General features: G+C 67.3%; 16 protein-coding genes. 6 read left to right on the top strand and 10 right to left on the bottom strand.

What is annotated here, in order from left to right:
• Window positions 1-51: 51 nt before the first annotated feature.
• A complete protein-coding gene (locus tag AC57B5_RS27215) occupies window positions 52-2,541 on the top strand; it encodes a TonB-dependent siderophore receptor (protein ID WP_496400682.1) in 2,490 nt (829 codons plus the stop codon).
• Window positions 2,542-2,547: 6 nt separating this feature from the next.
• Here AC57B5_RS27215 and AC57B5_RS27220 read toward each other — a convergent pair whose 3' ends face one another.
• The 3 genes from AC57B5_RS27220 to AC57B5_RS27230 all read right to left on the bottom strand — a co-directional run bounded on the left by AC57B5_RS27220 (window position 2,548) and on the right by AC57B5_RS27230 (window position 5,072).
• On the bottom strand, window positions 2,548-3,630 hold the full coding sequence (locus tag AC57B5_RS27220) for a metallophosphoesterase (RefSeq protein WP_013801428.1): 1,083 nt from the start codon (window positions 3,628-3,630) through the stop codon (window positions 2,548-2,550).
• A gap of 95 nt (window positions 3,631-3,725) precedes the next feature.
• Window positions 3,726-4,226, bottom strand: a complete 501-nt coding sequence (locus AC57B5_RS27225) for a dihydrofolate reductase (RefSeq protein WP_492802176.1) — start codon at window positions 4,224-4,226, stop codon at window positions 3,726-3,728.
• Between the two features lie 21 nt (window positions 4,227-4,247).
• Complete coding sequence (locus AC57B5_RS27230) at window positions 4,248-5,072, bottom strand: thymidylate synthase (protein ID WP_012206769.1); 825 nt, start codon at window positions 5,070-5,072, stop codon at window positions 4,248-4,250.
• Between the two features lie 175 nt (window positions 5,073-5,247).
• On the opposite strand from AC57B5_RS27230, the gene AC57B5_RS27235 reads away from it, so the two are divergent.
• Entirely contained in the window at window positions 5,248-5,832 is a 585-nt protein-coding gene (locus AC57B5_RS27235; RefSeq protein ID WP_013801430.1) for an Ivy family c-type lysozyme inhibitor, read from the top strand.
• A 104-nt stretch (window positions 5,833-5,936) separates the two neighbouring features.
• Here the strand turns inward: AC57B5_RS27235 and AC57B5_RS27240 are convergent, their stop codons facing one another.
• Together AC57B5_RS27240 and AC57B5_RS27245 are read right to left on the bottom strand one after the other, a co-directional pair.
• Complete coding sequence (locus tag AC57B5_RS27240; protein ID WP_496400683.1) at window positions 5,937-7,361, bottom strand: FAD-binding oxidoreductase; 1,425 nt, start codon at window positions 7,359-7,361, stop codon at window positions 5,937-5,939.
• Between the two features lie 43 nt (window positions 7,362-7,404).
• Complete coding sequence (locus tag AC57B5_RS27245; protein WP_496400684.1) at window positions 7,405-7,794, bottom strand: DUF2069 domain-containing protein; 390 nt, start codon at window positions 7,792-7,794, stop codon at window positions 7,405-7,407.
• Window positions 7,795-7,901: 107 nt separating this feature from the next.
• Here AC57B5_RS27245 and AC57B5_RS27250 point away from each other — a divergent pair, with 107 nt between their 5' ends.
• On the top strand, window positions 7,902-9,248 hold the full coding sequence (locus AC57B5_RS27250; RefSeq protein WP_013801433.1) for a YihY family inner membrane protein: 1,347 nt from the start codon (window positions 7,902-7,904) through the stop codon (window positions 9,246-9,248).
• Window positions 9,249-9,262: 14 nt separating this feature from the next.
• On the opposite strand, the gene AC57B5_RS27255 is transcribed toward AC57B5_RS27250, so the two are convergent.
• On the bottom strand, window positions 9,263-9,616 hold the full coding sequence (locus AC57B5_RS27255; RefSeq protein ID WP_043819042.1) for an Mpo1-like protein: 354 nt from the start codon (window positions 9,614-9,616) through the stop codon (window positions 9,263-9,265).
• 218 nt (window positions 9,617-9,834) lie between these two features.
• Here AC57B5_RS27255 and AC57B5_RS27260 point away from each other — a divergent pair, with 218 nt between their 5' ends.
• Window positions 9,835-10,662, top strand: coding sequence for an alpha/beta fold hydrolase (locus AC57B5_RS27260; RefSeq protein ID WP_034398846.1), 828 nt, complete (start codon window positions 9,835-9,837; stop codon window positions 10,660-10,662).
• A gap of 13 nt (window positions 10,663-10,675) precedes the next feature.
• Here the strand turns inward: AC57B5_RS27260 and AC57B5_RS27265 are convergent, their stop codons facing one another.
• Window positions 10,676-13,108 (bottom strand): acetamidase/formamidase family protein, encoded by a 2,433-nt coding sequence (locus AC57B5_RS27265; RefSeq protein ID WP_496400685.1) that lies wholly within the window; start codon window positions 13,106-13,108, stop codon window positions 10,676-10,678.
• Between the two features lie 160 nt (window positions 13,109-13,268).
• Here AC57B5_RS27265 and AC57B5_RS27270 point away from each other — a divergent pair, with 160 nt between their 5' ends.
• A complete protein-coding gene (locus AC57B5_RS27270) occupies window positions 13,269-14,744 on the top strand; it encodes an acetamidase/formamidase family protein (RefSeq protein WP_063325305.1) in 1,476 nt (491 codons plus the stop codon).
• Window positions 14,745-14,780: 36 nt separating this feature from the next.
• Here the strand turns inward: AC57B5_RS27270 and AC57B5_RS27275 are convergent, their stop codons facing one another.
• Both AC57B5_RS27275 and AC57B5_RS27280 read right to left on the bottom strand, forming a co-directional pair.
• Window positions 14,781-15,590: an alpha/beta fold hydrolase gene (locus AC57B5_RS27275; protein WP_496400686.1), complete on the bottom strand. Its 810-nt coding sequence runs from the start codon at window positions 15,588-15,590 to the stop codon at window positions 14,781-14,783.
• A 22-nt stretch (window positions 15,591-15,612) separates the two neighbouring features.
• Window positions 15,613-16,911 (bottom strand): O-acetylhomoserine aminocarboxypropyltransferase, encoded by a 1,299-nt coding sequence (locus AC57B5_RS27280; protein ID WP_012206759.1) that lies wholly within the window; start codon window positions 16,909-16,911, stop codon window positions 15,613-15,615.
• Window positions 16,912-17,017: 106 nt separating this feature from the next.
• Here AC57B5_RS27280 and AC57B5_RS27285 point away from each other — a divergent pair, with 106 nt between their 5' ends.
• Complete coding sequence (locus AC57B5_RS27285; RefSeq protein WP_012206758.1) at window positions 17,018-17,470, top strand: CBS domain-containing protein; 453 nt, start codon at window positions 17,018-17,020, stop codon at window positions 17,468-17,470.
• Window positions 17,471-17,620: 150 nt separating this feature from the next.
• Here the strand turns inward: AC57B5_RS27285 and AC57B5_RS27290 are convergent, their stop codons facing one another.
• On the bottom strand, window positions 17,621-18,118 hold the full coding sequence (locus AC57B5_RS27290; RefSeq protein ID WP_099733099.1) for a helix-turn-helix domain-containing protein: 498 nt from the start codon (window positions 18,116-18,118) through the stop codon (window positions 17,621-17,623).
• Window positions 18,119-18,192 lie beyond the last annotated feature (74 nt).

Consider the following 18,192-nt stretch of genomic DNA (forward strand, 5'->3'; position numbering starts at 1 on the left):
TTCTCGCGTGGCAAGTCCTGAAGAAGCCACTTTTCAGGGAAGAGATATTTCATGGTCCAACGACTTGCTCACACTGCGGCACCGGCCTTCCGGCGCCATTCGCTGGCACTGGCTGCCAGCACCACGCTGGCGCTGTGCGCCGTCAGCGCAGCCCTTGCGCCGCAAACCGCGCAGGCCCAGGCCCGGGCTCCCTCCGAAGTGCGCAGCTACGCCATACCGGCAGGCCCGCTGGAAGGCGCGCTGGCCCGCTTCGCCCAGGAAAGCCGCGTCATGCTGTCGTACACGGCGGCCGACATCGCGGGCAGGCGCAGCGCGGGCCTGAGTGGAAACCATGCAGCGCCTGCGGCCCTGGATGCGCTGCTGGCCGGCTCGGGGCTGGCCGCCCATGCGCAGCCCAATGGCGGCTATGCGCTGCGCCCCTTGCCCGAGGTGCGCACATCGCGCGGCCAGGCCGCCGCTGGGGCAGAGGCGGGCCTGCCGGCCGTCATGGTGACCGACACGCGCATCCGTGACGGCGTCACCGAAGGCTCGGACTCCTACACCAGCGGCACGGTCACGCTGGGCAAGACCGCGCAGGCGCTCAAGGACATTCCGCAATCGGTCAGCGTGCTCACGCGCCAGCGCATGGACGACCAGGGCATGACCAACCTGCCCGACGCCATCCACAACGCCACCGGCATGGTGGCCGTGCAGGGCGTGGGCGCAGGCCTGGCCATCAATTCGCGCGGATTTGCGGTGGACTCGCTGCAGTACGACGGCCTGCCGTTCACGCGCAATACCTACAGCCTGGGCAACTGGGAGCAGGAGTCGCTGGTGTTCTATGACCGCGTGGAGATCCTGCGCGGCGCGGCCGGCCTGCTGCAGGGTGCGGGCAGCCCCGGCGGCGCGATCAACCTGGTGCGCAAGCGCCCGGGCCGCGAGCGCTCCGTGGTCTTCACGGGCAAGCTCGGCTCCCATGACCACTACGGCCTGCAGATGGATGCCAGCACGCCGCTCAATGCGGAAGGCACGCTGCGCGGCCGCGTGGTGCTGGACGGGGACTACAGCCACGGGTTCACCGAATACACGCGCGACCGCACGCGCAACATCTACGCGGCGCTGGACTACGACATCAGCGCCAGCACCACGGTGGGCCTGGCCGTGGGACAGCGCCACAGCCGCTCGCGCCCCATGATCGTGGGCCTGCCGCGCTTTGCCGACGGCAGCGACATCGGCCTGCCGCGCTCCACCTACACAGGCGCCATGTGGAACCGCGCAGGCAATGACCAGAACATGCTGTTCGCCGACCTGGAACACCGCTTCAATGCGGACTGGCGCTTCAAGATGGTGGGCATGGCCATGAACGAGAAGAACACCAACGTGCACCAGCGCGCCGTGGGCCCCATCAAGCCCGATGGCAGTGGCATGAGCTACGGCGATTTCGGCGTGGACTTCAACAACCAGCAGCGTGGCCTGGACATGTCGCTGTCGGGCCGTTTCAAGGCGCTGGGTATGGAGCAGGAAGTGCTGCTGGGTGCCAACTACGCTGGCTACACCACCAGCGACCGCTTCGTGCGCGCCTGGACCGCGGGCGGCAACATCTTCGATATAGACCACAACCGCCCCTGGCAGGACATGGAAAGCATCGCCGCGCGTGGCGCGGATGTGCGCAGCAACTACGACATCACGCAAAAGGGCCTGTACGGCACCTGGCGTGTCAGGCCCACGCAGGCGCTCACGCTGATCGCCGGGGGGCGCCTGGGCTGGTATGACTTCGCCTACCGCGCGCAATCGGGCGATTCTTCCACCAGCAAGACCACGGGGCGTTTCATCCCCTACGCGGGTGCCGTCTATGCGCTCAACGACAACTGGTCGCTGTACAGCAGCTACTCCACCGTCTTCGAGCCGCAGACCGCGCGCACCGTGCAGGGTGACCTCATCAAGCCGGTGCAGGGCCGCAACTACGAGGCCGGCATCAAGGGCGAGATGGCCGACGGCCGCCTGAACATGGCATTGGCCGTGTTCCGCTACGAGCACAAAAACCGCGCCGTCAATGATTACGACAGCGGCTTTGCATGTGATGACTGGTACTGCTCGCGCTCCTCGGGCAAGGTGCGCAGCCAGGGCCTGGAGGCCGAGATCTCCGGCAAGGTCGCCACAGGCCTGGAAGTGGCGGCCGGCTACACCTACAACACCACGCGCTACCTGTCCGACCCGGACTACCAGGGCCAGATCTTCAACACCTGGACGCCCCGGCACATGCTGCGCCTGTGGGGCAGCTACCGCCTGCCGGGCGAGCTGGGCCGCTGGACGGTGGGCGCGGGCGTGAATGCGCAGACCGACACCCTCAGCTCCGACCGAGCCTTCCGCTTGGCAGGCTTTGCGCTGTGGAATGCACGCGTGGCCTACCAGGTCTCGCCCGAGCTGAGCGTGGCGCTCAACGTCAGCAACCTGCTGGACAAGCGCTACTACGTGCCTTCTTACAACACGGTGTCGGGCAACAACTACTACGGTGCGCCCAGGTCGCTGTTGCTGACGCTGCGCTACGCGCCGCGGATCTAGCGCGTGTCATGCGGCAGCGGCCGCCGCAACGCCAAACTCCTCGCTGTCCGCCTGGGCACCGTCGTCGAACACCAGGCGGCGCTCGGGCCAGCGCATGGCGGCGAGCTTGAAGCGCTGCTGCGGGTCCTCGCCGGCCAGGCGGGCGTTCCAGCGGCCGCCGACCGAGTAGTCCACGCAGAACACATTGCCGCGCCGGCCGTGCCAGGACAGCGGACCGGTCTGGCCGAACAGGTTCTCGGCCTGGGCGCCGTGGAAGGACGGGCCGCCCCGGTTCAGGCGCCGCCAGTAGTGGCCCACGACCACGGCCTGGGCATCCTCATATTCGTTCCACCAGGCCACGCGCTCGACGAAGCGCCACTTGCCGCCCGCGTAGAAGGGATTGCGGCATTCGCGCTCCACGCCCGAGGTCAGCACCTTGAGCGGATTGACCATGGCCTTGGCCAGTTCGCTCTCGCTGTGCGCGGGCAGGAAGGGCGGCAGCCAGTTGCGGTCTTCCAGGTCATGCGGCCATTGCTGGCGTTCGGCACGCATGCGCTCGGCCACCTTGTTGACCTGGGCCTGCTGGGCGGCCAGGGCCTCGTAGTGGTCGTAGGCGCTGCGTGCGCTGCCCAGCGGCAGCTCGCGCGCCATGGCGATCTGCTGCGGGCGCCAGGCCGCATGGACCACGCGCAGGTCCTCGCGCTCCATGGCAATGGGCAGGCGTTCCAGCAGGGCCAGTGTGTCAGGGATATCGCACAGCGGCATGCGCGCGAACGGCGCGTACTTGGGCGTATCGGAGGCCACGCGGCTGTCGAAGAACCAGCCGGAGCCGTCCTTGGCATCCTCGCGCAGCAGATTGATTTCATGGTTGCCGAGCACGGCCAGCGCATGGCCCGACTCCAGCATGGGCACGACGCGGGCGAGCACTCCCGGGCTGTCGGGCCCCCGGTCGCAGAAGTCGCCGACGAAGACCAGGCGCCGACCCTGGGGATGGCGGCCCAGCGCGTCGTAGCCCAGGTGCCCCAGCAGCTGGTCCAGCGCCTCGGACTCTCCATGGATGTCGCCGACGATGTCGAGCGGACCGGGGGGCAAGGGCTGGACGAGGCTCATGGCGAAGAGGCGCGAAAGACGGCGAAGGCGTGGAAAAACGACATTATTTGCACAGACCCGCCGCGCCCGCCAGCCCCGTGTGCGACAGGGGTATGTCAGCGTCGTTGCAGGCGCACAAAGCTGTAGGGCAGCCCGTTGGCGGCCACATGGCGGCTGCGTGACGCTTCCTGCCACTCGGGGCCGAGCGTGGGGGCGAAGGCATCGCCTTCGTAGTCGCGCTCTATCTCGGTCACCTCGATGCTGTCGGCCAGCGGCAGGGCCTGGGCGTAGATCTGGGCACCGCCCATGACCCAGACGTCGGCCGATGCCTGGCGGCCCAGAGCCATGGCCTGCTCCAGGCTGGTGGCATGCAGCACGCCGGGGGCGGCCGGCTCGGGCGCCCAGTCCGCCTGTCGCGTGACGACGATGTTGGTGCGCCCGGGCAGCGGCCTGAAGCGGGCCGGCAGCGAGTCCCAGGTCTTGCGGCCCATGACCACGGCAGAGCCCTGGGTCAATTGCTTGAAGTGCGCCAGGTCCTCGGGCAGGTGCCAGGGCATGGCATTGTCCTTGCCGATAACGCCGTTGGCGGCGCGTGCGTAGATGAGATGGATGGCCATCGGGCGGGTCTTTCTGCAGCCTCAGACGGCCACGGGGGCCTTGATGGGCTCGTGGTGCTGGTAGCCGACGACCTCGAAATCCTCGTACTCGTAGCCGAAGATGGAGTCGGGCCGGCGCTTGATCTGCAGCGTCGGGTAGGCGAAGGGCTGGCGCGCCAGCTGGGTCTCGACCTGGGCGAAATGGTTGTTGTAGATATGGCAGTCGCCGCCGGTCCAGACGAAGTCGCCCACCTGCAGGTCGCATTGCTGGGCCAGCATGTGGGTCAGCAGCGCATAGCTGGCGATGTTGAAGGGAACACCCAGGAAGATGTCCGCGCTGCGCTGGTACAGCTGGCAACTGAGCTTGCCGTCGGCCACATAGAACTGGAAGAAGGCGTGGCAGGGCATGAGCGCCATCTGCGGCAGGTCGGCCACGTTCCAGGCGCTGACGATGATGCGGCGGCTGTCCGGGTTGCTCTTGAGCTGCTTGACCACTTCGGCGATCTGGTCGATGTGGCCGCCGTCCGGCGTGGGCCAGTTGCGCCATTGCACTCCGTAGACCGGGCCCAGGTCGCCGTCCTCGCGTGCCCATTCGTTCCAGATGGTGCAGCCACGCTCCTGCAGCCAGCGCACGTTGCTGTCGCCGCGCAGGAACCACAGCAGTTCCAGGATGATGGATTTGAGGTGCACCTTCTTGGTGGTGACCAGCGGAAAGCCTTCGGACAGATCGAAGCGCATCTGGTGCCCGAACACGCTGCGCGTACCCGTTCCGGTACGGTCGGTCTTGGACACGCCATGTTCGTAGACATGGCGCATGAAATCTTCGTACTGTGAGCGGGCAGGGCGGGGCGCGGCAGTCATGTTCATGGCGGGGATTATCCCTTGATGAATACGGCGCCTTGTCCGACGGTATCCATGCCCCTCGAAACAAGGTTTGCAACCCCCGGTGCGAAAATGACTGCCGACGGGCGCCGGTGTCTTGCCTGGGCTTTCATACCGGCGCCATGGTTTTTTCGCATCCGCTTTGACAAGGAGCTTGCGCATGTCTTCCATGCTCTCCCCCTGGCAGGCCGGAATCGCACTGGGTGCCGCCATGCTGGCGCTGACAGCCTGTGATCCGCGCTCTCCCACCGTTCCCACTCCCAAGGCCGTGCAGTCCGTGGCACTCGATGTGGCCGCGCCCGCGCCCGCATTGACGCTGAACTTTCCGGAGCGCACGCGCCTGCCGTCCACGGCCAAGGCTGGCGAGCCCGGCCTGGACAGCCTGGCCGAGTACGTGGGCAAGTATCCCTACGACGGCACCAACTACCTGGAGCAAGGCGTGCTGGCCGAGCGGCTCAAGGCGCTGCTGGGCACCAGCTACCCGACCCTGCTGAGCAATATGCGCACCGTGGGCCCGCTGACCAAGGAAGGCGATGTGTGGAGCATCGTCGGCCTGCGCCCCCACCAGGGCGGCGAGGAGATGGGCGCCATCGTGATCGATCCCGCGCGCAACGCACTGCGCGTGTGGCTGCTGACCGATGGCAAGCAGACCGACTTCTCCGACGCGGCCGGTGCCGACATCGCCTGGCCCAGCCAGGTGCAGAAGTCCTTTGCCGTGGTCGAGAGCAACAAGCCCGCTTCCTGATCTGCGCCTGGCCGAGTTTGGCCGCACCTGACCACGTTTGGATGCAAGAAGGGGCAGCGCCGCCCCGCGGCCCCGCCCCTTCTTGATAAGCCGGCGCTGCCGGATCAGGCGCGCGCCAGGATGCAGCCGGGATTCATCAGGCCTTGAGGATCCAATGCCTGCTTGATGGCGCGCATCATGCCCAGGGCCACGGGCGACTGGTACTTTTCCAGCTTGTCCACCTTGAGCGCACCCACGCCGTGCTCGGCAGAGAACGAGCCGCCGAATTCGGCCACGGCCTCGTAGACCAGGTGGTTGACCAGGTGCTCGCGCTCATTGAGGAAGGCCTTGGCGTCGCCGCCCACGGGCGCCTGCACGTTGTAGTGCAGGTTGCCGTCGCCCAGGTGACCGAAGTTGACCAGGCGCACACCCGGGATCTCGCGCTGCAGCACGGCATCGGTGTGCTCGACGAAGGCGGGAATGCGCGATGCCGCAATGGAGATGTCGTGCTTGATGTTCAGGCCTTCCTCGGCCTGGGCCAGGGGAATGCTCTCGCGGATGTGCCACAGCTCATGGGCCTGCGACAGGCTTTCGGCCACCACGGCGTCGAGCACGCAGCCGTCCTCGAAGGCCAGCTCCAGCAGCGCCTCGAAACGCTCGCGGGCATGCTGCTCGGACTCGCTGTCCGAGTTCTCGACCAGCACGTAATAGGGCGGCGCGCCGTCCAGGCCCGCAAAGGGCACGCGCAGCTGGGGCATGTGCTTGATCACCAGGGACAGCGCGAACTGGCCCATGACCTCGAAGCCCGTCAGCCCCGCGCCCAGGTGCCTGTGCGCCATGCCCAGCAGGCGCACGGCCGCTTCCATGGACGGCACGGCGGCAAAGGCCGTGAGCTGGGCCGCAGGCTGGGGGAACAGCTTCATGGTGGCGGCGGTGATGATGCCCAGCGTGCCTTCGCTGCCGATGAACAGGTCGCGCAGGTCGTAGCCGGTGTTGTCCTTGCGCAGGCCCTTGAGGCCGTCCCAGACCTCGCCCTGCGGCGTGACCACCTCCAGGCCCAGGCACAGCTCGCGCGTGTTGCCGTAGCGCACCACCTGGGTGCCGCCCGCGTTCGTGCCCAGGTTGCCGCCAATGGTGCAGCTGCCTTCGGCGGCCAGCGACAGCGGGAACAGCAGGCCCTCTTTTTCGGCAAGCTCCTGCAGGCTTTGCAGGATGCAGCCGGCCTCGACGGTGAAGCTCAGGTTGTCGCGGTCGATGTTGCGCACGGCATTCATGCGCGTGAGGCTGAGCACGACCTGCGTGCCGCTGTCGTCCGGCGTGGAGCCCACCGACAGGCCGGTGTTTCCGCCCTGGGGAATGATGCTGGTGCCTGCGGCCGCGCATTCGCGCACCACGGCGGCCACCTCGGCCGTGCTGGCCGGGCGCACCACGGCCAGGGACTTGCCGCGCACGCGGCGGCGCCAGTCCTGTTCATAGGCCACGAGGTCGCCCTCGGTGAGGACATGGGCTTCGCCGACGATCTGGCGCAGGCGTTCAAGCAGTGCAGTCATGTTGCAACTTCTTTCAAAGACGTGAAGGCATGAAAACGGGGACTCAGCCGCCGGCCGCCTGGGCCGCGCTGCGCTGGCGCCAGCGCACATGCAGGGCGCAGGCGGTGAACAGCATCAGGCACAGGAAAACTTCGAGCAGCGCCAGCCAGCGGCCGGGCGCCGGGTCGCTCCAGGCGCGCACCACGCCCTCGGTGAAATAGATCCACACCAGCAGGCTGACCCAGCGGTAGGTATACATGCGGTGCTTGAGCAGGCCGATCAGCGGAATCGCCAGCGGAAGGGCCTTGAGCACCAGCCAGGAGCCCCCTGGCCGCATGGGCGCCAGCCACAGTTCCCAGGCCAGGCTCAGCACGATCAGACCCATGAGGCTGGAGACCGCCAGCCAGCGGGTGGCGGCGACATCGGCGCCGGGGCGAGAAATGGAATCAGTCATCGGGGTGGCATCATATCGGCCATGGTCTTGTCCTTTGAACATGTGATTGCTTGGATGGTCACGCGCGTTCCCGTTTCAGGCACGCGCGTTGCAGCGGAGATATGGCGATGAGCGGCGGCCCCGGGCAGGAGCCTGCCGGTGGCCTGGAGGACGGTGCCGTTGCACTGCCCGCGCCCGAACAGGAGCGCAGCCTTTCGCTGATGGAGCGGCCCGAGCCGGTGGTGCCCCCATCCTGGCGCGAGCGCCTGCGCTGCTTTCCCTGGCGCAATACCGCGCACACGCTGCGCGAACGCTTTCGAGAGGACCGGCTGGGCGTCACCGCCAGCAGCCTGACCTTCACCACGGTGCTGGCCCTGGTGCCGTTCTTCACGGTGGCGCTGGCGCTGTTCACGGCGTTTCCCATCTTCTCGCGCGTGCAGATCGTGCTGGAGCGCTGGCTGATCGACAGCCTGATCCCCGAGACCATTGCGCGCCAGGTGCTGGGCTATCTGACGCAGTTCGCCTCCAAGGCCAGCCAGCTGGGCATGGCCGGTTTTTCCATTCTGGTGATCACGGCGGTCGCGCTGATCCTCACCATAGACCGCACGCTCAACAACATCTGGCGCGTGCGCCAGCTGCGGCCGCTGGGCCAGCGCGTGCTGATCTACTGGGCCGCGATCACGCTGGGCCCGCTGGTGCTGGGCCTGAGCCTGGTGCTGTCGTCCTATGTGATGTCGGCCTCGCGCGGGCTGGTCAATGCGCTGCCCGAAGGCTTGCGCTTCATTTTCGATTCCATCGAGTACCTGGCGCTGGCCGCTGGCATGGCGGGCCTGTACCACTACGTGCCCAATACGGCGGTGCGCTGGCGCCATGCCTGGGTGGGCGGCCTGTTCGTGGCCACCTGCATGGAGCTGGCCAAGAAGGCGCTGGGCCTGTACCTGGCCTCGGTACCTACCTATTCGGTCATCTACGGCACCTTTGCCACCTTGCCGATCCTGCTGATCTGGATCTACATGGCCTGGATCATCGTGCTGCTGGGCGCCGTGGTCACCGCGTATCTGCCCATCGTCATGGCCGGCGTGCAGCGCATGCCTGGACAGCAGGGCTGGCAGTTCGAGATGGCCGTGGAAATCCTGCAGTACCTGGAGCAGGAGCGCGAGTCGCCCGCCAAGGGCCTGTATGCCAGCGATCTGGCACGCCGCCTGCATGTGGACTGGCAGCAGATCGATCCGGTGCTGCAGGCGCTGTCCGTGCTCGACTGGGTGGGAACGGTGCAGGCACCAGGCGTCGCGGCGGGCAGCGAGGGCACCGAGCCCCGCTACATGCTGCTGGTGGACCCGCAACACACGCCCTTGGCCCCCCTGGTCGAACGCCTGCTGCTGGCGCCTTCTGCGGCCGTGCAGCCGCTGTGGGAGCGCACGGGCCTGGCGGGCATGACGCTGGCCAGCCTGCTGGAGAGCCGGCCCCGGCCGTAGTGCCCGGCGCGGCGCTAGAGCGCAATGCGTCCGGTGAGGATGTCGCGCCACATCACCCAGTCGCCGCGAAAGCTGTACAGCGGGCGCTTGAAGCTGGCGGGCCGGTTTTTCTCGAAGCCGAAGTGCCCTATCCAGGCAAAGCCGTAGCCGAACAGCAGGCCGCCGAGCAGGAACCAGAAACTGCCGGTCAGGAACAGCGCGAACAGGCACAGCAGCGCCAGCGTGGAGCCGACGAAGTGCAGGCGCCGGCAGGTACGGTTGCTGTGTTCCTGAAGGTAGAACGGATAGAACTCGGCAAAGCTCTTGAACTGGCGCGGGTCCACGGCAGCCTGTGCGGCGCCGGGCAGGGGAGCGGAAGCGTGTGACATGGCAGGCCTTCGCGTGCATGGGGTGGCTTCAACTTATACGCCGCTGCCTGGCCTTTCACCATCGGAGGAACCCGCGCGCCCGGGTTCGCAAAAGCTGCCCCGAGAGAGACAAAAGCTGCCGCATTCCGCCCCGCGCGTCGCCACGGTGTCGCCCTCTGGCGGCATGCAGGCGCATGATGTCTGCCGGGCCGGCGCCGACCGGCATGGAGTTTTTTTCGATGCCTTCCTCGTGCATGACCGACATCCCCGCATCCTTGAACGAAATCCGCATTCCCACGCCGCAGGGCAGCATCTACGTCAGGCGCTGGCAGGCGCCGGCGGCCGGCGAAGGCGAGCAAGGCCCGGCGCGCGCGCCCATCGTGCTGCTGCACGACTCGCTGGGCTCGGTGGCGCTGTGGCGCGATTTCCCGCAGCAATTGGCCGAGGCCACGCGCCGCGATGTGCTGGCCTATGACCGGCTGGGCTTTGGCCAGTCCGATCCCTATCCGGGCACGCTGGGGCCGGGCTTTGTGGCCCGGGAGGCAGAGACCGTGTTCCCGGCGGTGCACCAGGGGCTGGGCCTTGGGGATTTCATCGTGCTGGGCCACAGCGTGGGCGGCGGCATGGCCGCCATGGTGGCGGCCCGATATGGCGCGCAGTGCAAGGCGGTGATCACGGAGTCCGCCCAGGCCTTTGTGGAAGATCGCACCTTGCAGGGCATTCGCGCGGCCCAACAGGATTTCGCCCGGCCCGGCCAGCTGGCGCGCCTGGAGAAATACCACGGCGACAAGGCCGCCTGGGTGCTGTCTGCCTGGGTCGATACCTGGCTGTCCCCGCCTTTTGCCGACTACCGGCTGGACGAGGCGCTGGAGCGCGTGCGCTGCCCGGTGCTGGCCATCCATGGAGAGCTGGACGAGTTCGGCTCCCTGGTCCACCCCGAGCGCATCCGCGACCGCGCCAGCGGCCCGGTGGAGGTGGAGATCGTGGCCGGTGGCGGCCACGTCCCCCACCGCGAGCAGCCCGAGCGCATCGCCCAGCGCATCGCCCGCTTCCTGGCACGGGTCTGATCCCGAGTGGGCTTCATGGGCCCGCCTGGGCGGACGCCGAGAGTTCCGGCGGAAACAGAGCCTTCTTGATCACGGCGTGCACGCCCCAGTTGCCGTCCACCACCTGCGTCACGGCGAAGTCCACGGCCACGGAGATCAGCGATACGGCCTCGTCCTCGTCCAGCCCGTGGGCCAGCATCAGATAGCGCCTTGCCTTGTGGAAGGCGTCACGCATGGCGCCTTCCAGCGATGACTTGCGATAGACCTGGGACTGCGCCTGGCTGCCCAGTTCGGCCAGGTGGTCGGTGAAGCTGAAGCCCTGTATCACCCATTCGGAGCCGGTCTCCAGGAAAGGGTGGTCCAGCTCTGCAAGGAAGCGGTTGTCCAGCGCGGCGCGCTTGTGCACCCGCAGCTCGAAGCTGCCGGTCAGCGAACATTCGATGGCCGTGCCGCACAGTTCCGAGTCGCCTTGGGATGCATGCGGGTCTCCCACCGAAAACAGCGCGCCTGGCACCGATACGGGCAGGAAGAGCGTCGCGCCCTTGCCGGCGCGCCAGTTGTCCAGGTTGCCGCCGAAGTAGCTCGGCGGTATGGAGTCGATCAGACCGGCCTCTCGCGGTGCCACGGCCAGCATGCCGAAATGCGGACGCAGCGGCACGCGTGCCTTGTCCAGCACACCAAAGCGCCGGGTGATGCTGGCGGGGTCCACGGGCACGCCCGGGTAGTCGATGGTCGGATGGACCACGCCGAAGGGGTCGGTCTGCGGCGTCCAGCGGTAGTTGTAGACAGCGCGGGCCGTGGGCTCCTCGGGCAGTGCGTGGTCGATTTCGTAGATGGTGACCACTTCGCGCTGGCGGGGCTCCGTGATCTGGTCGCGGTAGTGAAAGCCCCACCAGGCGGCGGCGTTGCTGCCGAAGACACGGCCGTGGTGGGCGGGGCTGCAGCTGGGGCGTGGCTGCACGTCGAGGATGCGTATCTCCAGCAGGTCGCCGGGTTCGGCCTCATGCACATAGATGGGGCCGGTGCAGATGTGCACGCCGAAGCCCTCGCCCGCGCCGCGGCCGTAGATCGAGGCATCCATCGGGCCCGCGCCGCGCCGGTCCACGGCCTTCTGGGCCGCGGTCCAGTGGAACACGCTTTCGGCGCCCGGATCGCCTTCGATCATGCGTTCCCAGTCGTCCGAGGCATGCTGGGTCAGCGTCTCCATGGTCACCACGTCACCCGAGCGCACCGAAAGCACGGGCTTGAGTGAACGGCTCAGGTAGCCCCAGTGCACGGTCTTGTCGGAGACCGGAAGGTAGTAGTGCTGGGGCGACGCACCGCCATTGTCTGCGTGCGCCGAGCGCTTGGGCACAAGGGCCAGCGCCTGGGCGTAGCGTGCATGGTCGCGCAGCAGGGCCTGGAACGGGCTGTGTGCCAGGCGCGCTGCGGCCGGTTCTGCAGCCTGCGCAGCGCTCTCGGCGGGCGAGGGGCGTCCGCGTTGGCCGGGCGGCGCATCCTGCACGCGCGCCGGACTGGCGCGATAGGCCTTGGGGGACAGACCATAGCGGGCCGTGAAGGCGCGGCTGAAGTTGGCGGCATCGCCAAAGCCCCAGCGAAAGCACAGCTCGGCGATGGAGAAATGCTGCAGCGAGCGGTTGCTCAGGTCCATGCGGCAGCGCTCCAGCCGGCGTTCGCGCAGGTAGGTGCTGAAGCTGGTGGCAGCCCCCTTGAACAGCTTTTGCAGATAGCGCGTGGACAGCCCCTCGGCGTCGGCGATGGCATCGATGGACAGCTCGGCATCGCCCAGCCGGGTTTCGATGGCGCGGCAGATGCGGCGCAGATGGCCAAGCTGCACGGCGCTTGGCGGCTCGGTCGCCTCGGCCTGCTCCTGATCGGGATTGCCGGCGCGCGGTGTCAGGCAGGTGACCAGCATGTCGGTGAGCGTGGCCTCCACCGACAGCAGATCGTCCTGTGCCAGTGCGTCGATCTGCTCTGCCAGTGAGGCCGCCATTGCCATGCACATGGCCCCCACACCGCCTGTCCCGCCGATGTGCCGGGCCTCGGGCGGGCACGAGCGCAGCAGGCGCAACAGAAAGCTCGAGGACTCCAGCCGCGCAAGCAGCAGGCGGCCGTCGCCGGGCAACTGCAGCTGCCAGTCCCGGTCTGACTCCAGCAGCAAGGCTGAGCCGGCCTTGAGCGGGAACGCAGCGTCCTCGATCACCGCATTGGCGCTGCCTTGCAGCAAGGCGCACAGCAGCAGGCCCGGGCTGCGCAGCCGCTTGGCCACGGCCCGCAGCGTCAGGGGCGAGGTGGCCAGCGTGATGAATACCGATCCCAGTGGCGAGCTCCGCAGCGCCAGGTGGGTGGCCGGTGGCGTGGGCGCTTCGCCATGGATGTCTGCCCTGGACAGCGCCTCATTGAGCGCAGCCTGCCGCAAGGCATCGGGAAATGCGTGGGTGGAAAAGCGTCTTGGATCGTCGTGCATCAGGGGCGAACTATGAACTGCCGCGTACTGCCTGTCCAAGCCCGGCGCACCGGATGGCAGCCGCGACAAGTTTTTGTGCGCGCAGGAACAACCGGCCTGGACATGCTCGCCTGGACACTGGCGCTGCCGGCACCGATCCACAACAGCAGGAGTATTTTCGATGACCATCCCCCACCAAGAACATATCTGCGGCCCGGGCTGCCAGCACGGTGCTTCGCCAGCCGATGAGAAGCTGATCCGCGAGGAATTCCAGGTTGCACGCCGCTCCTTCCTGCGCGACGCCATGGTGGTCGGTGGCGGCGCGGTCTCGGCCGGCGCCATCAGCGGTGCGATGGCACCGTCCCGGGCCTTTGCCCAGGGCGCGCCTGGCGCTCGGGCCGGCCAGGGCATGGCCAGCCACTACTACATTCCCGCCTCTGCCAACACCGTGCTCTGGGGCTACTTCAGCAGGTCGGCCAAGCCGGTGGTCGAAGTCGAATCGGGTGACTACGTGACCATGGAGACGCTCACCCACCATGCCAATGACGATGCCGAACGCATGGTCCGGGGCGACCCTGGCGCCGAGAGCGTGTTCCACTGGGACAGCCAGCGCAAGAACGTCGATCGCCGGGGCGCCGGTCCCATGGATGCCAAGAACGGCGCAGGTGGCGGCCAGGGCGTGCACATCTGCACGGGGCCGGTACGCATCAAGGGTGCCCAGCCCGGCGATGTGCTGGAAGTGCGCATCATTGATGTGGTGCCACGCCCCTCGGGCAACCCGCAGTTCAAGGGCCGGACCTTCGGCAGCAATGCGGCGGCGAACTGGGGCTTTCACTATGGCGACACGCTCACCGAGCCCCGAAAGCGCGAGGTGGTCACCATCTACGAGGTGGATGCGACCGGCGAGCGCAACTGGGCCCGCGCCGTCTACAACTACCGCTGGACGCCACAGACCGACCCCTTCGGCGTGGTCCACCCGACCATCGACTATCCGGGCGTGCCCGTGGACCACCGCACGATCAGCAAGAACGAAAACGTGCTGCGCAATATCCGCGTTCCCGTGCGCCCGCACTTCGGCACCATCGGCGTGGCGCCGGCCGAGGTGGAGATGGCCAGCTCCATTCCGCCCAACCACACGGGCGGCAACATCGACAACTGGCGCATCGGCAAGGGGGCGACCATGTATTTCCCCGTGGCCGTGCCGGGGGCCAACTTCACCGTGGGCGATCCGCATGCCTCGCAGGGGGACTCCGAGCTGTGCGGCACGGCCATCGAGTGCTCGCTGACCGGCACCTTCCAGCTGGTCCTGCACAAGAAGGCGGATCTGCCTGGAACGCCGCTGGCCGAACTGGCGTATCCGCTGCTCGAAACCCAGGACGAATGGCTGCTGCACGGCTTCAGCTACGCCAACTACCTGGCGGAGCTGGGGCCAGATGCGCAAAACCAGATCTTCAAGAAGTCTTCCGTGGACCTGGCGCTGCGCGACGCCTATCACAAGATGCGCCACTTCCTCATGACCACCCAGGGATTGGGAGAGGACGAGGCCATCTCGCTGATGTCGATTGCCGTGGACTTCGGCATCACCCAGGTGGTGGATGGCAACTGGGGCGTGCACGCGCTCGTGAAAAAGAGCATCTTCCCCGCGCGCGGCGCGTGAGTGCGTCCGGGCCCTGCGGGCAGGACCCGGCCGGGCTCAGCGCGCCAGGAAATCCCGGATGGCGAACAGCGTCTGGTCGGGCGCCTCGGTCATCTGGTTGTGGCCGCTGGGCAGGTGCATGATGCTGACCTGGCGCTGCGCGCCCCGGGCCGCCTCGATCAGGCCCTTGGCGGCCTTGGGCGGCGTCATCTGGTCCTGCTCGCCCAGGGCGAACAGGACCGGGCATTGCAGCGCCGCCATGGCCGCCTCGCCGCCCGCGTAGCTGTCGCAGGCCTTGAAGCCGGTGTGCAGCAGGTTGGTGCGGTCATTGCTGGCCAGCACGCGCCGGCCCAGCGCCATGCCGGCGCCGAACACCCAACTGCCTGCGCCGCTGGGTGGCGCCAGCGTGGCGCGCGAGAACACATTGACCATGCGGATGGCCTGCTCTGGCGTGCTCAGTGCGGAGTCCAGCAGGGCGGGCGAGACCTTCATCGGGTAGGCCGTGCCCACCAGCACCAGGTGGCTGACGCGCGCGCCCAGCCGCGCGGCCGCTTCCATGGCGATCAGGCTGCCCCAGCTGTGGCCGACCAGCGCGGCCTTTCCGATGCCTGCCGCATCCATGAGCTGGCCGATGAAATCCGCCGCTGCCTCCACGCTGGCGGGCGCGTCACCCGCGCTGCGGCAGTGGCCGGGCAGGTCTATTGCCAGCACGTTCCAGCCGTGGTTGGCCAGGTAGCGGCTTTGCAGGGCCCAGACGCTGTGGTCGCACAGCACGCCGTGGATGAGGATGGCCGTGGGCTGGGCGGGGTTGAAGGCCTTGCCGCCGGTATAGGCGTAGATGGCGTGGCCCTGAACATCGATCTTCATTGTTGGTGTCTCCCTTGTCGGCTCACGCTGCCTTTTCAGCGGCCTTGAGGGCGCGCTTGAGGTCATCGATCAGGTCGTCGGCATCCTCCAGTCCGATGGACAGGCGTATCGTGCCCTGGCCGATGCCGGCCTGGGCCAGTGCTTCGTCGCTCATGCGGAAATGCGTGGTGCTGGCCGGATGGATCACCAGGCTGCGGCAGTCGCCCACGTTGGCCAGGTGGCTGAAGACCTTGAGCGTCTCGATGAACTTGCGCCCCTGGTTGCGGTTGCCCTTGATGTCGAAACTGAACACCGAGCCCGCGCCGCGCGGCAGCAGCTTCTTGGCGAGTTGGTGCGAGGGATGGGTCTCCAGCAGCGGGTGGCCCACGCGGCCCACCAGCGGATGGCTGGCCAGGAATTGCACCACCTTCTCGGTATTGCGGATGTGGCGCTCCATGCGCAGCGGCAGCGTCTCTATACCCTGCAGGATCAGCCAGGCCGTGTGCGGGCTCATGCAGGCGCCGAAGTCGCGCAGGCCTTCGCGCCGCGCGCGCAGCAGGAATGCGCCGGTGCTGCTTTCCTCGCTGAACACCATGTTGTGGAAACCGTCGTAGGGCTCGGTCAGCTCCGGGAAGCGCCCCGACTTTTCCCAGTCGAAGCTGCCGCCATCCACCACGATGCCGCCGACCACGGTGCCGTGGCCCGACAGGAACTTGGTGGCCGAGTGGTAGACGATGTCCGCGCCATGCTCCAGCGGCTTCATCAGCCAGGGCGAGGTCAGCGTGGAGTCCACCAGCAGCGGCACGCCGGCCTCATGTGCAATGGCGCTGATGGTGGGGATGTCCAGCACATCCAGGCCCGGGTTGCCCACCGTCTCGCCGAAGAACAGCTTGGTGTTGGGGCGCACTGCGGCGCGCCAGCCGTCGATGTCGCCGGGCTTGACGAAGGTGGTTTCTATGCCGAAGCGCGCCAGCGTGTAGTGCAGCAGGTTCTGCGAGCCGCCGTACAGCGCCGTGCTGGCCACGATATGGCTGCCCGCGCCCATGAGCGTGGCCACCGACAGGTGCAGCGCCGCCTGGCCGCTGGCCACGGCGATGGCGCCCACGCCGCCTTCCAGGGCCGAGACACGCTGCTCCAGCACGGCATTCGTGGGGTTGGAGATGCGGCTGTAGACGTGCCCTGGGCGCTCCAGGTTGAACAGCGAGGCCGCATGGTCGCTGGACTCGAACACGAACGAGGTCGTGAGGTGGATGGGCGTCGCGCGCGCTCCGGTGGCGGGGTCGGGCTGTGCGCCCGCGTGCAGCGCCAGGGTGTCAAAGCCGGGGTCCGAGTAGCCGGGCATTCCTGTCTCCATGGTTGTCAAGGCAAGCGGGCATTGTGGGCTATATTTCCTGTCAGACACGGGCTTGCCGCAACCACGGCGACACAGACAAATTTGGAGATACGGCATGAAAGTAAGTGACATCCTGCGCGTCAAGGGCAACACCCTCTACACGGTGTCGCCGGACGAAAGCCTGGCCAGCGCGGTGCAGGTGATGTCGGAGCGCGATATCGGCTCCCTCGTGGTCATGGAGCACGGCGACGTGGTCGGCATGCTGACCTTCCGCGAAGTGATCCAGGGCTTCGTCAAGCATGGCGGGGTGGGCGAGACGCTGGTGCGCTCGGCCATGGACGACGCTCCCATGACTTGCACCATGGAAACCGACATGGACGAGGTGCGCCGCATGATGCTGGACCGCCACGCACGCTACATGCCGGTGATGGACAAGCGCATGCTCATGGGCGTGATCAGCCTGTACGACGTGGCCAAGGCCGTGGTGGACAGCCAGAACTTCGAGAACCGCATGCTCAAGGCCTACATCCGCGACTGGCCCGAGGGCGAGCGCCAGGGCGCGGACTGATCATCGGGTCGATATCTACCGACCGTTCGACCATTTCACTTTGGGCAGCAAGGCCTCCGAACGCAAAATGCGGCGGAGGCCTTTGTCTTTGCGCGCAGGGCGCAAAGCAGACAGTCGCGTGAACAGCGAATGGATGGGCCGCAGGACCTGTCAGTGCACCCGGCGGCGTTTGGGCTTGAGCAAGGCGCTGGGCGGCACGTCATAGGCCTGTCTGAAGACACGGCTGAAGTGCGAGAAGCTGGTGAAGCCACAGGCCAGCGCCACATCGGTCACGCGCCGCGCATTGTCTGCCCGAAGCAGCAGGTGCGCCTGGGCCAGCCGTTCGTTCCAGAGCCAGCGGCTAGGGGTCAGGCCTTCGGTGGCAAACAGCCGCGCCAGGCTGCGCAGCGACATGCCCATGTCCTGGGCTACCTGCAAGGGCTTGAGCTCGGGGTCGTCGAGCCGGGCCCGCATGTACTGCTTGGCCTGGGCAAGCCTGTTGCGGGTTCTGAAATCGCCAGGGCTGGACGATGTCAGCAGCACATTCAGCAGCGAGGGGCGAAGGTCCTGCTCCTCGTCCTTGTGCTGAAGGCCTGGCGATGCCGGTGGAGTGCTGCGCGCAGGGTCGCTGTGATCCTGGCTTTGCGTTGAGTCGTAAGAGGCCTGCATTTCACGAACCTCCCGCAGTTTGCGGCTGGTGCCTGTGTGGTGATCCGCAGGCGGTTGAAAAAGGGTGGATTGCA

The organism is Delftia sp. BGA-UO-ETr-SB1 (assembly GCF_059567865.1).

What these genes read in the sequence shown, in the direction of transcription:
- AC57B5_RS27285 (WP_012206758.1), top strand. Translation starts at nt 17,018, where the DNA reads ATGAAAGTAAGTGACATCCTGCGCGTCAAGGGCAACACCCTCTACACG.
- AC57B5_RS27220 (WP_013801428.1), bottom strand. Translation starts at nt 3,630, where the DNA reads ATGAGCCTCGTCCAGCCCTTGCCCCCCGGTCCGCTCGACATCGTCGGC.
- AC57B5_RS27280 (WP_012206759.1), bottom strand. Translation starts at nt 16,911, where the DNA reads ATGCCCGGCTACTCGGACCCCGGCTTTGACACCCTGGCGCTGCACGCG.
- AC57B5_RS27290 (WP_099733099.1), bottom strand. Translation starts at nt 18,118, where the DNA reads ATGCAGGCCTCTTACGACTCAACGCAAAGCCAGGATCACAGCGACCCT.
- AC57B5_RS27215 (WP_496400682.1), top strand. Translation starts at nt 52, where the DNA reads ATGGTCCAACGACTTGCTCACACTGCGGCACCGGCCTTCCGGCGCCAT.
- AC57B5_RS27275 (WP_496400686.1), bottom strand. Translation starts at nt 15,590, where the DNA reads ATGAAGATCGATGTTCAGGGCCACGCCATCTACGCCTATACCGGCGGC.
- AC57B5_RS27270 (WP_063325305.1), top strand. Translation starts at nt 13,269, where the DNA reads ATGACCATCCCCCACCAAGAACATATCTGCGGCCCGGGCTGCCAGCAC.
- AC57B5_RS27260 (WP_034398846.1), top strand. Translation starts at nt 9,835, where the DNA reads ATGCCTTCCTCGTGCATGACCGACATCCCCGCATCCTTGAACGAAATC.
- AC57B5_RS27255 (WP_043819042.1), bottom strand. Translation starts at nt 9,616, where the DNA reads ATGTCACACGCTTCCGCTCCCCTGCCCGGCGCCGCACAGGCTGCCGTG.
- AC57B5_RS27245 (WP_496400684.1), bottom strand. Translation starts at nt 7,794, where the DNA reads ATGACTGATTCCATTTCTCGCCCCGGCGCCGATGTCGCCGCCACCCGC.
- AC57B5_RS27240 (WP_496400683.1), bottom strand. Translation starts at nt 7,361, where the DNA reads ATGACTGCACTGCTTGAACGCCTGCGCCAGATCGTCGGCGAAGCCCAT.
- AC57B5_RS27235 (WP_013801430.1), top strand. Translation starts at nt 5,248, where the DNA reads ATGTCTTCCATGCTCTCCCCCTGGCAGGCCGGAATCGCACTGGGTGCC.
- AC57B5_RS27265 (WP_496400685.1), bottom strand. Translation starts at nt 13,108, where the DNA reads ATGCACGACGATCCAAGACGCTTTTCCACCCACGCATTTCCCGATGCC.
- AC57B5_RS27250 (WP_013801433.1), top strand. Translation starts at nt 7,902, where the DNA reads ATGAGCGGCGGCCCCGGGCAGGAGCCTGCCGGTGGCCTGGAGGACGGT.
- AC57B5_RS27230 (WP_012206769.1), bottom strand. Translation starts at nt 5,072, where the DNA reads ATGAACATGACTGCCGCGCCCCGCCCTGCCCGCTCACAGTACGAAGAT.
- AC57B5_RS27225 (WP_492802176.1), bottom strand. Translation starts at nt 4,226, where the DNA reads ATGGCCATCCATCTCATCTACGCACGCGCCGCCAACGGCGTTATCGGC.